Raw genomic sequence first — 15157 nt, 5'->3', positions numbered from 1 at the left:
GGCACATTTGCTAGCAGCGCGTTTTTCAGTCATCCGGCTAAAAAATTATTTTTCAAAGCCGATCAAGTAATCATCATCTTGCATGGCTTCCACATGACCTAGCAAATAACCATTTCCCACTTGTGAGAAGAAGTCATGGTTGCTAGTACCTGTAGAGATCCCATTCATTACGATCGGGTTGACATCATCGGCGGTATCTGGAAACAGTGGGTCCATCCCGAGATTCATCAACGCTTTGTTGGCATTGTAGCGTAAAAACGTTTTGACTTCTTCGGTCCAACCAATTGCATCGTATAATTCTTCCGTGTATTTTTCTTCGTTTTCATACAACTCATACAGTAAGTCGTACATCCAGTCTTTTAAGTTAGCTTGTTCATCAGCGGTCAACTCATTGAACCCAACTTGGAACTTGTAGCCGATGTACGTACCATGGACGGATTCATCGCGAATGATCAGCTTGATGATCTCTGCCACATTAGCTAGCTTATTATTTCCTAAATAATAGAGCGGCGTATAAAAGCCTGAATAGAATAAGAACGTTTCTAAAAAGACGCTGGCGATCTTTTTTTCTAACGGCGAACCGTTTTTGTAGATCTCATTGATTCGCTCTGCTTTTTTCTGGAGATAAGGATTGGTGTCGGTCCATTCAAAAATCTCGTCGATCTCAGACTTTGTATTTAACGTACTAAAGATCGAAGAATAACTTTTAGCGTGGACTGATTCCATGAATTGAATATTGTTTAAGACGGCTTCTTCATGAGGTGTCCGAACGTCTTGACGCAACTGATCCATCCCGCTTTCAGATTGGACAGTATCGAGTAAAGTCAAACCACCAAAGACATGACCGACTGTCGTTTTTTCTAGAGCTGACAATTTCCGCCAGTCGTCTAAGTCGTTGGAAAGTGGGATTCGCGTGTCCAGCCAAAACTGTTCGGTCAATTTTTCCCACGTAGATTTGTCGATCACGTCTTCGATCTCATTCCAGTTGATTGCTTTGTAATACGTTTCTGCCATTAAAACTCGTTCCTTTCTCTACCAAACACGTTAGATCACACAGCTTTCACATTGATTTGAGCCGATCTCTTCAGCGTCATCGGTAAACGTGCGGACGTAATAAATCGATTTGCAGCCTTTATAAAAAGCGTAATTCCGTAAAATATTCAAATCACGAGTGGATTGTTTCGTGTCCGTTTTCCATTCATATAAACCAACCGGGATCTCAGAGCGCATGAACAAGGTCAAACTCATCCCTTGGTCGATGTGTTTTTGCGCAGTGGCGTAGACATCGATGACTTTGCGCATATCCATATCATAAGCAGATGTGTAATAAGGCAGTGTGTCATTGTTCAAATAAGGGGCTGGGTAATAGATCTTACCGATTTTCTTTTCTTGCCGTTCTTCGATCAAACGCGTGATCGGATGCAAAGAAGCACTCGTATCATTGATATAAGAGATTGAACCATTGGGCGCGATTGCTAATCGGTTTTGGTGATACAAACCATCTTTTTGGACTGCAGCTTTTAGTTTTTCCCAATCAGCAGCACTTGGAATAAAAATATCTTTGAAGATCGCTTGGACTTTTTCCGTTTGAGGTAAAATTTCGTCCTGGATGTAACGATCAAAATACGTTCCATCCGCGTAAGCTGATTTTTCAAAGTTGTGGAAGACTTCACCGCGTTCTTTTGCGATGTTGTTACTTTCTACTAACGTCCAATAATTCAACAGCATAAAGTAAATATTGGTGAAGTCTAAAGATTCTTTGGAGCCGTAAGTCATCAAATGTTTAGCAAAGAAACTATGGAGTCCCATTGCACCCAGACCGATCGTATGGTTTAAATGATTTCCATTTTGGATAGAAGGTACGACATCGATATTCGACGCATCGGTCACAAAAGTCAATGCGCGGACCATCGTTTGAACGGATTTTCCAAAGTCAGGACTTTCCATCAAGTTGACGATATTAGTCGAGCCAAGGTTACACGAAATATCGGTACCAAGCACTTCGTATTCTTGCCGATCATTGATGGCAGAAGGTGTTTGGACTTGCAAGATCTCAGAACACAGATTACTCATGACGATCTTGCCATCGATGGGATTGGCACGGTTAGCTGTATCGATATTGATGATGTAAGGATAGCCAGACTCTTGTTGTAATTTTGAGATCTCATTTTCTAAGTCGCGCGCTTTGACTTTTTTCTTGCGGATCTTAGGATTATTGACTAAGTTATCATATTCTTTTGTGATATCGACATAAGAAAACGGCACGCCGTATTCCCGTTCCACACCGTAAGGACTAAAGAGATACATGTCTTCATTCTTACGGACTAATTCGTAAAACTTATCAGGGACTGTGATCCCAAGTGATAATGTTTTAACGCGGATCTTTTCATCGGCGTTTTCTTTTTTAGCGGATAAAAACATTTCGATGTCAGGATGAAAAACGTTCAAATAAACGACACCGGCACCTTGTCGCTGGCCTAATTGATTGGAATAAGAAAAACTATCTTCAAATAATTTCATGACAGGCACGACACCGCTTGCTGCGCCGTCATAGCCTTTGATCGGTGCGCCGGCTTCACGTAAGTTCGATAAATTGATCCCTACACCGCCACCGATCCGCGAAAGTTGCAACGCTGAATTGATCGAGCGACCGATACTGTTCATATCATCAGTGACTTGGATCAAAAAACAGGATACTAACTCACCGCGGCGTTTGCGACCAGCATTTAAAAAAGAAGGTGTCGCAGGTTGATAGCGTTGATGGATCATTTCATCGGCTAGATTCAAGGCTAACTCTTCATTTCCATCAGCAAAATACAACGCGTTATAGGCAACTCGGTCTTCATAATTTTCCAAATATTCAAGTCCGTCATTGTCTTTCAACGCATATTGCGAATAAAATTTATAAGCGGCCATGAACGATTTGAAAGTAAACTGTTGTTCGTCCAAGTAAGCGAATAATTTTTCGATAAACACCATTGAATACTTTGCTAAGTAGTCGCTCTCCAAATAATCATGGGCGACTAAATATTCGATTTTTTCTTTTGTTGAAGCAAACTGATGGGTATTCGGCTCAACGTTTTCTTTAAAGAAGGCAGCTAAGGCTTCTTGATCTTTATTTAGAGGGATCTGTCCATTGACGGGACGATTGATCTCATTGTTCAGTTTAAAGTAGGAGACCTCTCCTAAATCTTTTAAGCTCATCGTGTCACATCTTTCTATTATGTAGTAGGAAGTAAAAAACTTTGCAGCAAAATGCTACAAAGTCGAATTAAACCGCAAGACTTTTTAATTGGTCCGGTCTGAAGCCAATGATCGCTTGCTGTTTACCAAAGATAACTGGAACACTTTGGAAGCCTTGATCTTTTAAAAATTCTAAGGCAGCAGGATCGCTATCGACATTTACTTCTTCATACGGAATACTGTGTTCATTTAAATAACGTTTTGTCATCTTGCATTGCATACAATTATTTTTAGAATAGACTTTTACCATGAGAAGCCCTCCTTTATTTTCTACAAGTAACAGTATAAAGGAACGACTACGAAAGTCAATCGTAAAACACTACATCTTGTGGTGGTTAAATCTAACGACACTATGGTTTGTGTTTTTTGGAAAAGATTGAAAGCAGATGAAGTGGGGATAAAAAAGCTAAAAACAATTATAAAACAAATAGATGCTGTTGTTTTTATTCTTTGAAATTTTTTAGAATAACTGCTTGCAGAGTTTGGGCTTCCTAAAAGGTAAGAATTGTCAACTAATTTGCTTGGAATGGGGGGATTGTTATTGACAAGGCTCTCATATCCCGTTATGCTCTAAGTGAGAAAGATTCTCATTGTCGTTTATAAAAGATAGGTGGTAAAGATCAATGACAACATTAGCCGAAACCCCTTTGAATAAAGTCGTCCAGATCGATACGCTGCATTTAACGGATGAATTGAAACATCGAATGCAAGATCTTGGCATGACCCAAGGAACGAAAATTGCAGTGGTCAATAGTTCTGGCAGCAATAGCATCGTGCTTTTACATAATGCGCGGGTTGCCATTGATCACGCCTTATTAAATCAAATCAAAGTGAAAGAAGTCACAGAAGATAAAAGCACGTGGCAGTCCCTCGATCACTTAAAAGCTGGCGATCAAGCACGAGTTGTCAGTGTTCATGGAACTGGTGCAGTCAAACGCCGCTTGATGGATATGGGGATCACCCGCGGGACTTTAGTGAAAGTCGTCAAGCTTGCACCTTTAGGCGATCCATTGGAGATTCGGATTCGCGGATATGAATTGAGTTTGCGCAAATCCGAAGCCGAACTCGTTTTAGTGGCAAAGGAGGAGCTTTAGATGACTCAGCTACATATCGCATTAGCTGGTAATCCTAATAGTGGGAAAACTAGTACATTTAATGTCTTGACTGGTACCAACCAATTTGTCGGGAATTGGCCTGGTGTTACAGTTGAGCGGAAGCAAGGCTATTATAAAAAAAATCAAGAATACACGATCCACGATTTGCCAGGAATTTATTCCATGTCTCCTTATTCACCTGAAGAAGTCGTAGCTAGAGATTATTTAATGTCCGGTGAGCCAGATGTCATTATCAATGTGGTGGACGGCAGTAATATTGAACGGAATCTCTATTTAACGACACAACTGATCGAAACGGGAATTCCCACGGTCTTAGCGATCAATATGATGGATTTATTAGAAAAATCCGATAAACAAATCAACTTAGAAAAATTGTCTTATGCACTCGGAGTACCGGTCGTTGGGATCAGCGCGTTGAAAAATCGTGGTTTAGATGAATTGATGCAAAAAACGCAGGCGGCGGCTAGCAGTTGTGATGAAATCCAATTTCCGGTTTATGATAGCCGTTTTGAAGCTGCTATCAGCGAGATCGAAACGGTTCTAGGGAGTACTGCATTAGAAAAATATAGTCGCTGGTATAGTATCAAATTATTTGAACGCGACGAAAAAGCTCAAGCTCAGTTAGATCTTAGTAAGATCCAGCAAAAAGAAATTACCGAGATCATTAAGATCACCGAAAAAATCATGAATGATGATGCGGAAACGATCGTCATCAATGAACGGTATGACTTCATCAGTAATTTGAAAAATCTCTGTATCGTCGATGAAGGTCAATTCAAAGCGTCTCTTTCTGATAAGATCGATCAAGTGGTGACCAATCGGTTTCTAGCTTTACCGATCTTTGCTTTGATCATGTGGTTAGTCTACTATATTTCGATTCAAACGATTGGTACGATGGGGACCGATTGGCTCAATGATACGTTGTTTGGCTCGATCGTACCTGATTTTGTCAGTCAGACGTTACACGCTTGGCAAGTTGCACCTTGGATGCAGCATTTGATCTTAGATGGGATCATCGCCGGCGTCGGAGCGGTAATTGGATTCTTACCCCAATTGATGGCGCTGTTTTTATGCTTAGCCTTGTTGGAAGATTGCGGGTACATGGCACGGATCGCCTTTGTGATGGATCGGATTTTTCGTAAATTTGGTTTATCTGGTAAATCATTTATCCCGATGCTGATCGCAACAGGTTGCGGGGTTCCAGGCGTGATGGCTAGTCGGACGATCGAAAATGAAAAAGATCGCCGCATGACGGTTATGCTGACGACCTTTATGCCATGCTCTGCTAAACTTCCTATCATCGCACTAGTTGCAGGAGCCTTTTTCCCTCATAGCAGCTGGGTCGCCCCTTCCGCTTATTTTGTCGGAATGAGCGCGATCGTCTTGTCAGGGATCGCATTGAAAAAAACACATTTGTTCAGTGGTGATCCGGCACCATTTATTATGGAACTGCCAGTCTATCATCTACCGCGCTTTGGAAACACATTGCGTTACACGTATGATCACAGTAAATCATTTATTAAAAAAGCTGGAACGATCATTTTTGTTTCCTGTATCCTGATTTGGTTTATCTCAAATTACAATTTCCGCTTGCAAGCTGTCAGTGAAGATCAAAGTGTGTTAGCCTTTTTAGGTGGTTTGATCGCACCGCTATTTGCACCATTAGGTTGGGGCAATTGGCAAGGCGCAGTGGCAGCGATCACTGGTTTAGTCGCAAAAGAAAATGTGATCGGGACTTTTGGGATCTTGTTCAAACACGCAGCAGTTGCGGAAAATGGACACCAAGTTTGGGCTGCCTTACGCGCGACTTACACCCCTGTTGGAGCGTATTCATTTTTAGTCTTCAACTTATTATGCGCACCGTGTTTTGCTGCGATGGGCGCGATCCATCGTGAAATGGGAAGTGTCAAATGGACGCTGCGCGCAATTGGGTACCAATGTGGTTTGGCTTATATCGTCAGTCTAGTCATCTATCAATTTGGGCATGTAGCTTTTGAAGGTGGCACGGTTAATTTAGGAACTGTAGCGGCTGGAGTAGCCCTGGTTGGCATGTTGTATTTCATTTTACGCAAACCCGTCGAACAAGCACCAACTGTTACGATCGAACAGCTCAAAGAGGAGGGTGAAGGATGGCAACTTTAATGTTATCTATCGTGATCTTCGGCAGTGCCGCGGGGATCGTTTATCGACAAATCAAAAAAGGCAGCTCATGTGAAGATTGTGAATGTAGCTGTCCGGTAAAAAAAGAGAGTAAAGTCAGTGAATAAGCGGGTCTGACAGAGATAGTTAGCTGAAGCTACACCATAGTCATACGAAATGGATAAGACTACGCCGCTTAATGAAAAAAGTAGAATATCATGACATACTCCCCATGGATGAGATACATTTTAATATCTCATTCATGGGGAGCGTTTTGTCTATCTAAAATAAGAATATAAGGTGTTGTTTTTTTGTAATTAGTGATGCAGATTGAGCAACTGGTCAATTATATCTATTAAATCAATTTTTGAATGGCCTATTAAAAATAAAAAATTTTTTATTTTTAACAATATTATAAAATACATAGTTAATTTATATTTTGTAGTTTAAATGTTCAAAAAATATTTTATTCGAATACTGGATCGATTGAAAAATAGGGTGATTTTTTATCAAGCATCCGTTTTTTTGGATAATGTGTGTCATTTTAAAAGGAAGGGAACGTGGTTTTTGTTTTATTTATAATATTATCGAAAATAATCAATTGTAAAATCAATTGTAATGTATCCATATATAAGAGTATTTTCTAGGTAGCAACTTAAACTAAATGTTTAAAAGGATCAGAATAATTACATGTTTGAAGAAATGTTATACGATTAAAAATTAAAAACTGGTAATTGAAATTGTTTAAATTAGTTATTTGTATATATTTAGTAAAATAAAAGTTTAAATATATTTCAAAAAAAGAATTAAAGAATATAAATATTTAGAAAATATGAATCAATAAGATGGGAATGATAACAGAATAAGTTTAGCTTGATTAATAACAGGGAATATTTGTGTAATAACATAAATAAATATAACTATAAAGGGACCTTTTTATGAAAAAAGTATTTTTAACTATGACATTATTAGGGGGAGTTGTAATTGGCAGTACACCTAGTTATGCTAGTTCTACAGAAGATTCTAATTCTATTGCAGGAGGCGGGTACGAAATCTTAGAAAACAATATATTGAAACCTATTGGAATTCAACCTAGAGTTCCAGCAGGAGGAGGAGATTTTTATTGTTGGGTTAGTGGGTTTCAGGTTTATGCTAGATACTATCATGGATACAGTACGCATAGTGCTACTGCTAGGAATGGTTGGGGCGGACAAGTAAGAAATGTGCAGCCTGCGGGGATACAAGCATACGCAGTAGCAAATGCTACGCTACATGGTAATACAGGCTGGTGGAATGTTTATTGATATAAATTTTTCTAACTATATGTTTGAGAGAGGATATCAGAATTCATGATATCCTTTTTTTATTCAAAATAGGGGGCCTACTATGCTAAATTTAGTCCTATCTTTTTTTATTTTTACATTAATATTATTTATTTGTTCTGATATATTAAATGGAAAAAAGATAGAACAGGCATTATATTCAGATGTTTCTGAACTCCATATTAGTTATAGATCAGATGTTAATTATGGAAAAATAATTGATGAATTTGTTGAAATTTCTAAAAAAAATAATACGAATATTTCTCAATATATGTTTACTGCTAGAAATAAACTAACTATCATATCTACAAATCCTTATAAAAATAAATACTTACAGGTGAAAAAGGGAGCTTCTTCTTCATTTGAGGATGATTATTTTGCATCGAATCAAAATAGTAATTCTCCTAAAAAACTTGGGAGTTTGAATCTCCCAAGTCATTATCTGCAAGTCAAATTATTTTCTGTAGATCATTTTAAAGATGTTGGATTAAGCAATATATTATATGTTCAAGGAGATGTAAATTCTGTAGAGAAGATACTGATTAAATATGGGACAGTTAAAAAAACAAGAATAAATGAATCAGATACGTACGTTGTAAATCAATATCAAATTACAATAACGATTTATTTGCTAGTATTATTTTTTGTATCTCTTTCAATAGTATCTTTCTCTAATAGAAAAAAGACTTTATTAAAAAAGAATTTTGGATATACAAAATTTCATATGATGATAGACTCTATTAAAGAAACGAATGTAATGCTATATGGATTATTTTTGGCTGTCGTTGTGTATTTGTACGTAATAAGAGACGTAACAATATCTTTTATGCTAAGCTTTTTGCTATCTTTAGTATTATGTATTTTTTTTACGTTAGTGTATATGCTTATACAAATGCTAATTCTTTATTATGGTAGGATATATAGCACTGTAAAGGGACGAGTTCCAATCCGAATGATTACTTTTCTACTCACCATTATTTTATGTGTTACTTTATTTTTAGGCTTAACAATTTTTGGAAAGATAGAACAGAATTTCATAGAATATACTAATATAAATAGTAAATTAAATACTTGGAAAAAAGTGGAAGGGCTGTATAAAACAAATATTACTAATCAAATGGATAGAAATAATGTTGCAGAAGAAAAACAGTATCTTAGCAGTGCTCAAAATTTTTATAATGCAATAAAAAATAAATACGATACATTTATTATTGCACCATACAATTATGCGGTAATCGATCATGATAAAAATGGTCAGCCTATATCTGTAGGCCAATCTCGCTTTCATGGTGATAAACATGCGTCTACTGTTAACATGGGTGGAATTGATATTTTTATTGATATGAATTATCTAAAAAGAAATCCCATTGTATTTTCCGATCATTCTGAAATAAACAAAATTAATGTAGAAAAAGATACAATAAGTTTATTAATACCTGAAAAATACAAAATTTATGAAGATGAAATAAAAACAAACTACTTAAAATATCTAAAATTTATAATAAATGAAGAACCGCCTAACCAAGATATTCAAATAAATAAATTAAGTATAAATTCAATCTATGTTAAAAATAATCAGAAATATTTTACCTATAATCACTTATACGGTGATTCAAGAAATAACTATGCCATTACCGATCCTATTTCAATTATTGTAAATCCTCATATGATGAGCGGTCTTTTTTGGGGAAATATATTGACTGTCGATGGGGGATTATATCTCGATTTCAAGGATTCAAATAATGATATTGTGTTTAATAAATTAAAAAATGAAATTGAAAACGCTAATCTAAAAAACACCATAAACTTTACTGTATCAGCTTTTCAAGATTATGGAACTTATGTGTCAAAAATACAATCATCACTTTTTAATTCCCTATTACAAGGTGTTACAATTATTTGTCTTTTTGTTATGTTGAATTTTCAACTTGTTTCACTACTTTTTAGAATAAAAAGGAAAAAAATATTTCTTGAAAAAACATTAGGTTATTCTGTTGTTTATAGAATGCTTAGTGTTTCATATCTAGCTGTTTTGACGGATTTAATTTCTCTAAGTCTATTTATGATTGTAAATCCTAGTAAACTGCTATACCTTTTCCCGGCTCTTTTGATTATTATGGGAATAAATATTTTAATATATGGCGTACTTTGCTTACAGTCGAAAAAAATTACATTAATGGAGGAGTTAAATGATATTTGAAGCTAATAATCTGTCAATTAATATAAATAAAAAAATTATCATTTCGGATTTTTCATTATCGGTAAGTCAAGGAGAATTTGTATTTGTTATTGGAAAAAGTGGTTCAGGTAAGACAACTTTAATAAATACACTGAGTTTATTAAATCCTTCCTATTCTGGAGACTTAATGTATTTTGGTACTCAGATTGATAGAAAATATATAACTCATTTAAGAAGAAACGTAATTAGTTATATGTTTCAAAACTATGGATTATTAGATAATGAAACAGTATGGGAAAATTTGAAAATTGCGTCTAGGTACAATAAAGCGTTTCAAAAAGAGTCTTTATTGCAACTGATATCTGATTTCTCTTTGCCAGCCTCTATTTTAAATGAAAAGGTATATCAATTAAGTGGTGGGGAGCAACAACGAGTAGCTCTTATCAGGACACTAATTAAACCCTACGACATTATATTTGCAGATGAGCCGACAGGTAATTTAGATAGGGAAAATGCTGAATTTATATTGAACTATCTTCATGACCTTGTAGAGAACCAAAAAAAATCTGTTGTTATGGTAACTCATGAAAACTCTTACTCAAATTATGCTACATCAATTGTAGACCTAAATTAAATTTTAATAAATCTCCTTTCTCAGAACTGTCATGCCTCTAGTTGTTGTTTTTGCTGCTTTTTTGAGATTTAAAAATGTTCTCATTAAGTTTGAAAAGTAACATTGGTTATGGGATGCTCTGCTAGGGAGGAGTTTTGCTTTGAAAATCAAAAAACAACTTTTGATCGGCTTTTTCGTTTGTTTGAGTTCGCTGGCACTTTTTTCAGCGTGTGGAAAAAACGCCAACACATCGCTAAGTGAGTTGGAAAAGAAAAGTGAACGGATCTTTCGTACGATGTTACCAGATTATAATATCAATCAACAAGCGTTGGACTTTGTGGATATCCCGGCTGGAAAACCGGATCACACCGAAGACTTCAATGGGGTCAAAACCATCGCTTACGCAGGTATGGCGCATATGAAAAATGGGGATCTTTATCCCATCACGATCTCGGTCGAAAAGGATAGTCATAGTGATACGAAAAGTTTGATCCAAATCGTCGTGCCACTCAATACGGCAGCGCAGTTGAATCACGTGGAAGTAAATCCTGTGAAAAATTAAATAGTAGCCAATCACCTGCTAAATTTAGTAGGTGATTTTTTTATAACAAGAAAGAATTGACTGGATTAAAGAAACAGCTTTTTGAACGAGTAAGCTTTTTCCGTAATACTACGGAAAAATTTAGATTGATGGGGAAGCGATTACAGATTACACTCTAAGAGAAATAAAGAGTGAGGAGAATAACCTATGACAAATAGTTTACCAGCGAATTTTCTTTGGGGTGGCGCAGTGGCTGCTCATCAGCTTGAAGGTGCTTGGCAAGCCGATAAAAAAGGAGTGAGTGTTGCCGACGTGATGACGGTTGGCTCGCCAACCAGTTACCGTTCCATAACGGATGGTGTACTTGAAGGCGAGTATTATCCAAATCATGAAGCGATTGATTTTTATCATCGATACAAAGAAGACCTAGCGTTGTTTGCTGAGATGGGTTTTAAATGTTTCCGTACTTCAATTGCTTGGACACGAATTTTTCCAAAAGGAGATGAAGAAGAACCTAATGAAGCAGGATTGAAGTTTTACGATGATTTGTTTGATGAATGTTTGAAATACGGAATTGAACCAGTAGTGACACTTTCGCATTTTGAACTTCCTTATCAGTTAGTAACAAAATATGGTGGCTTTCGAAATCGTAAACTGATCGTATTATTTGTTCAGTTTGCAGAAGTTTGTTTCAAACGCTACCAGAATAAGGTAAAGTATTGGATGACTTTCAACGAGATCAATAACCAAGCCAATTTTTATGAAGACTTTGCACCGTTTACAAACTCAGGAATTGTCTATCAACCGGGAGAAAATCGGGAAGCTACGATGTACCAAGCGGCGCACTATGAACTGGTAGCTAGTGCAAAAGCTGTGCAGATCGGTAAGAAAATCAATCCAGCATTTGAAATCGGTTGTATGATTGCAATGGGACCAGTATATGCTCTAAATTCCAAACCGGAAAATGCGTTGATGGCACTAAAGGCTATGGAAAAACGTTACTATTTTGCTGATGTTCATGTACGTGGTTTTTATCCTGAGCATATGTTGCGGTATTGGGAACGAAAAGGTATTAAACTTGACTTTACTCAAGAAGATGCAAGTGATTTAAAGGCAGGTACAGTTGACTATATCGGTTTTAGTTATTATATGTCCCAAACGATCGCGCAACGACCAGAAAATTCTATCTTTGATTACGACGAAACGAAAGATCTAGTTTCAAATCCTTTTGTCGAAACTTCTGATTGGGGCTGGCCGATCGATCCAATTGGGTTGCGTTATGCGTTGAACTGGTTTACAGATATGTATCATCTCCCATTATTCATCGTTGAAAATGGTTTTGGGGCATATGATCAAAGAGAAGCCGATGGATCGGTGCATGATTCATATCGGATTGAGTATTTACGAGATCATGTAAAACAAATGAAATTAGCGGTCACAGAAGATGGCGTTCGTTTACTCGGTTATACGCCATGGGGATGTATTGATTTAGTTTCTGCCGGAACAGGCGAGATGGAAAAACGATATGGATTCATTTATGTCGATAAAGACAATCACGGCAATGGCACATTGGACCGCAGTAAAAAGGATTCTTTTGAGTGGTATAAACAAGTGATTGCTACAAATGGCGAACAGTTATAGTTTAGCAAAAAGCTAATAAGGAGTGTTTCAACTATGAAAAAAGCATTGATTATTTGCGCAGCCGGAATGTCATCTTCTATGATGGCTTCAAAGACAACCGAGTATTTTAAAAGTAAAGGTGAAGAAGTATTGGTGGATGCGGTTTCTGCAACTGAAGGCGATCGAATGATTAAAACAAGTGATTTTGATCTCTTCTTGATTTCTCCCCAGACAACGATGTTTTTAGCAAAGTATCAAAAAATAGGTGAAACTGTCGGCAAGCCAGTCATCAGTATTCCTTTTCAAGCCTATGTTCCGATCCCAACTGGTATTGAAAAACTGGCTGAGGTCATCGAAGAAAACCTTTAATTTGAACGGAGGATAATGATGAAGCAGAAGGAAAAACTGCTGTTACTACAGTTGATTGAGCATAAAGGTGCTTTTCTTACGAGTCAAGAGCTGGCTTCTGAGTTGTCGTTATCTGATCGAACAGTTCGAAATTATCTTAAGCAGTTAAGAGAACTGGTTCAAACAAATGGTGGCGATATCTTAGCAAAACAAGGTCAAGGCTATCGGTTAGAGATCCAGCATAAACTAGTTTTTGATCTATTTTTAAATCAGTTGGATCTTAAACCAAATAATTATGAAAGGGCTCAGCTGCAAGTGAGTGAAAGCGCGGATCGTCAAAATTATATTCTGAATAAATTATTGTTGGAAGAAGCTGTTTTATTTTTAGATGACTTGGCGGAAGAGCTTTTTATCAGTCGTTCTAGTTTGAGTAAAGACATTCAAGAAATTAAAGAGAAATTGTTGCCTTATGCACTAGAGGTCACTTCAAAGCCTGGTAAAGGCTTTTGGGTGGTAGGAACAGAACGTAACAAACGACATTTTATTATGGATACCTTCTTTGGGAAAAATTATAGTAATCCACTGAAAGACTATTTTGGCAATAGTCGTTTCTTTCAAGAAGTCAGTTTTGAAGAGTTGACAATCATTATTTTAGATGAGACGCGTGAGGCAAGTCTGAAGTTGTCGGATATTATTATCCAAAATTTGGTTTTGCATTTATCATTAGCAATCAAACGGTTGCAAGAAGGATTTGAAATCAAGGACGCAAGTATGGTGTCCGATCCGCAATCGGTGGAGTTTGCGGTAGCTAAAAAAATTGTTCAGCGGATCGAAAAAGATGTTCAAGTTTATTTCCCCATCGAAGAGATCGCTTACTTAGCATTACATTTAATGGCGAAATCTAATCAGATTAAAAACGAAGAAAATCAAAAATTGGCTGTGGAACTGACGCAAACATTGCAATCGCTCTCACAATCTATCGGTTATTCATTGGTTGAAAATTATCAGCTGAAAAATGGGTTACTAGAGCACTTAGTTCCAATGTTAGTGCGGTTAAATCGTGGTATTCGACTTGGAAATCCTTTGACCACCGAGATAAAAAGAGACTATCCTGAAGCTTATGAATTAACGAAACGGCATTTAGGAGAGATGGCGGCATTGCAATCTTTTAACATTAGTGACGATGAATGGGCGTACTTGACACTGCATGTCTTAGCTGCATTAGAGAAATTAGAGGATACGAAAAAGATTCAAGTATTGATTATTTGTGCTACGGGTTACGGAAGCGCTCAACTGTTAAAAAATCGGGTCGTCAAAGAGTTTAATGAGCACATCACAATAGCTGCGGTTAAAGGCTACTATGAGATTGATGAAGAAAGTTTGCAAGGTATTGATCTGATCATCTCCTCAATTGATCTTTCAGCGATGCTTTTTCAAATTCCAGTGATTCATGTCAGTGTTTTCTTAAATGACCAAGATGTAAATCGAATTCGGCATATTATGAAACAATTTAATCCCACAGGTCGGCCAATCGTTACAGATGTGACCCAGCTAACAAATGAAGTAAAACAAAAAATTTTTAATGAACAATTAATACAAGAACGGTTTTTAGTCTATGATAGACCTCCGTTAAAAGAACAAATCTTAACTGATTTAATTACGGTTTTAAGTGAGCATGAAAATGTGAATTACAAGCAAGAAATGCTCGAACAGATTAAGCATCGAGAGACGATGGGTCAAATTATTTTTAGCGAGCAGATCGTAGTCCCCCATCCGGCAGTGCCAATTGGGGTTTCAACTAAAATTGCCGTGGCGTTGATTCCACAAGGGATGGTTTGGGATGGGGCAAGTGAGATCAAATTCGTCTTTATGATTTCACCATCTTATATCGAAAATGAAGGGATTACTGTGATGACAAAAGGGATCGTTCAGTTAGTTGATCAGTTAGAAATTCAAACAAAAATTTTAGAAATCCCTACGTTTAAAAATTTTTATCAGGAATTTACTAAAATTATTTAGTTAGAAGGAGGAACTATG

At 36.8% G+C, this 15157-nt stretch carries 13 protein-coding genes; 10 read left to right on the top strand and 3 right to left on the bottom strand.

Annotation, left to right across the window (positions count from 1 at the left end; all coding sequences use genetic code 11):
- Positions 1–45 precede the first annotated feature (45 nt).
- The 3 genes from nrdF to nrdH all read right to left on the bottom strand — a co-directional run bounded on the left by nrdF (position 46) and on the right by nrdH (position 3493).
- Positions 46–1014, bottom strand: a complete 969-nt coding sequence (nrdF, locus tag GVJ38_RS00565; protein ID WP_159721218.1) for a class 1b ribonucleoside-diphosphate reductase subunit beta — start codon at positions 1012–1014, stop codon at positions 46–48.
- Between the two features lie 30 nt (positions 1015–1044).
- The gene (gene nrdE, locus GVJ38_RS00560) at positions 1045–3204 is read right to left on the bottom strand and encodes a class 1b ribonucleoside-diphosphate reductase subunit alpha (protein WP_159721217.1); all 2160 of its coding nucleotides are present in this window, start codon (positions 3202–3204) and stop codon (positions 1045–1047) included.
- 67 nt (positions 3205–3271) lie between these two features.
- Positions 3272–3493: a glutaredoxin-like protein NrdH gene (nrdH, locus tag GVJ38_RS00555; protein ID WP_159721216.1), complete on the bottom strand. Its 222-nt coding sequence runs from the start codon at positions 3491–3493 to the stop codon at positions 3272–3274.
- Between the two features lie 373 nt (positions 3494–3866).
- Between nrdH and GVJ38_RS00550 the strand changes: the two genes are divergently transcribed.
- The 10 genes from GVJ38_RS00550 (at position 3867) to GVJ38_RS00505 (ending at position 15139) form a co-directional block, all read left to right on the top strand.
- The gene (locus GVJ38_RS00550; RefSeq protein ID WP_159721215.1) at positions 3867–4337 is read left to right on the top strand and encodes a ferrous iron transport protein A; all 471 of its coding nucleotides are present in this window, start codon (positions 3867–3869) and stop codon (positions 4335–4337) included.
- Positions 4338–6500 carry a ferrous iron transport protein B gene (gene feoB / locus GVJ38_RS00545; protein ID WP_159721214.1) on the top strand — a complete coding sequence of 721 codons (2163 nt, stop codon included), beginning with the start codon at positions 4338–4340 and terminating at the stop codon, positions 6498–6500.
- Positions 6488–6625: a FeoB-associated Cys-rich membrane protein gene (locus tag GVJ38_RS00540; protein WP_159721213.1), complete on the top strand. Its 138-nt coding sequence runs from the start codon at positions 6488–6490 to the stop codon at positions 6623–6625. Before feoB ends, GVJ38_RS00540 begins: the two co-directional genes overlap by 13 nt.
- A gap of 810 nt (positions 6626–7435) precedes the next feature.
- Positions 7436–7801: a lactococcin 972 family bacteriocin gene (locus GVJ38_RS00535; protein ID WP_159721212.1), complete on the top strand. Its 366-nt coding sequence runs from the start codon at positions 7436–7438 to the stop codon at positions 7799–7801.
- Between the two features lie 82 nt (positions 7802–7883).
- Positions 7884–10019 carry a hypothetical protein gene (locus GVJ38_RS00530; RefSeq protein ID WP_159721211.1) on the top strand — a complete coding sequence of 712 codons (2136 nt, stop codon included), beginning with the start codon at positions 7884–7886 and terminating at the stop codon, positions 10017–10019.
- On the top strand, positions 10009–10632 hold the full coding sequence (locus GVJ38_RS00525; RefSeq protein ID WP_159721210.1) for an ABC transporter ATP-binding protein: 624 nt from the start codon (positions 10009–10011) through the stop codon (positions 10630–10632). The genes GVJ38_RS00530 and GVJ38_RS00525 overlap by 11 nt, the downstream gene beginning before the upstream one ends.
- 139 nt (positions 10633–10771) lie before the next feature.
- The gene (locus tag GVJ38_RS00520; RefSeq protein WP_159721209.1) at positions 10772–11173 is read left to right on the top strand and encodes a hypothetical protein; all 402 of its coding nucleotides are present in this window, start codon (positions 10772–10774) and stop codon (positions 11171–11173) included.
- Positions 11174–11359: 186 nt separating this feature from the next.
- The gene (locus GVJ38_RS00515; protein WP_159721208.1) at positions 11360–12793 is read left to right on the top strand and encodes a 6-phospho-beta-glucosidase; all 1434 of its coding nucleotides are present in this window, start codon (positions 11360–11362) and stop codon (positions 12791–12793) included.
- A 33-nt stretch (positions 12794–12826) separates the two neighbouring features.
- Positions 12827–13141 (top strand): PTS cellobiose transporter subunit IIB, encoded by a 315-nt coding sequence (locus GVJ38_RS00510; RefSeq protein WP_159721207.1) that lies wholly within the window; start codon positions 12827–12829, stop codon positions 13139–13141.
- A gap of 18 nt (positions 13142–13159) precedes the next feature.
- Positions 13160–15139, top strand: a complete 1980-nt coding sequence (locus GVJ38_RS00505) for a BglG family transcription antiterminator (protein WP_159721206.1) — start codon at positions 13160–13162, stop codon at positions 15137–15139.
- Positions 15140–15157: the final 18 nt, after the last annotated feature.

The sequence above is a fragment of the Enterococcus sp. CSURQ0835 genome (assembly GCF_902706605.1).
Classification (GTDB): Bacteria; Bacillota; Bacilli; order Lactobacillales; family Enterococcaceae; genus Enterococcus_A.
This window is presented reverse-complemented; position numbering and strand designations above follow the sequence as displayed.

Bases quoted from the DNA above. Each gene is read 5' to 3' on its own strand.
- nrdF (WP_159721218.1), bottom strand. From the start codon at position 1,014: ATGGCAGAAACGTATTACAAAGCAATCAACTGGAATGAGATCGAAGAC.
- nrdE (WP_159721217.1), bottom strand. From the start codon at position 3,204: ATGAGCTTAAAAGATTTAGGAGAGGTCTCCTACTTTAAACTGAACAAT.
- nrdH (WP_159721216.1), bottom strand. From the start codon at position 3,493: ATGGTAAAAGTCTATTCTAAAAATAATTGTATGCAATGCAAGATGACA.
- GVJ38_RS00550 (WP_159721215.1), top strand. From the start codon at position 3,867: ATGACAACATTAGCCGAAACCCCTTTGAATAAAGTCGTCCAGATCGAT.
- feoB (WP_159721214.1), top strand. From the start codon at position 4,338: ATGACTCAGCTACATATCGCATTAGCTGGTAATCCTAATAGTGGGAAA.
- GVJ38_RS00540 (WP_159721213.1), top strand. From the start codon at position 6,488: ATGGCAACTTTAATGTTATCTATCGTGATCTTCGGCAGTGCCGCGGGG.
- GVJ38_RS00535 (WP_159721212.1), top strand. From the start codon at position 7,436: ATGAAAAAAGTATTTTTAACTATGACATTATTAGGGGGAGTTGTAATT.
- GVJ38_RS00530 (WP_159721211.1), top strand. From the start codon at position 7,884: ATGCTAAATTTAGTCCTATCTTTTTTTATTTTTACATTAATATTATTT.
- GVJ38_RS00525 (WP_159721210.1), top strand. From the start codon at position 10,009: ATGATATTTGAAGCTAATAATCTGTCAATTAATATAAATAAAAAAATT.
- GVJ38_RS00515 (WP_159721208.1), top strand. From the start codon at position 11,360: ATGACAAATAGTTTACCAGCGAATTTTCTTTGGGGTGGCGCAGTGGCT.
- GVJ38_RS00510 (WP_159721207.1), top strand. From the start codon at position 12,827: ATGAAAAAAGCATTGATTATTTGCGCAGCCGGAATGTCATCTTCTATG.
- GVJ38_RS00505 (WP_159721206.1), top strand. From the start codon at position 13,160: ATGAAGCAGAAGGAAAAACTGCTGTTACTACAGTTGATTGAGCATAAA.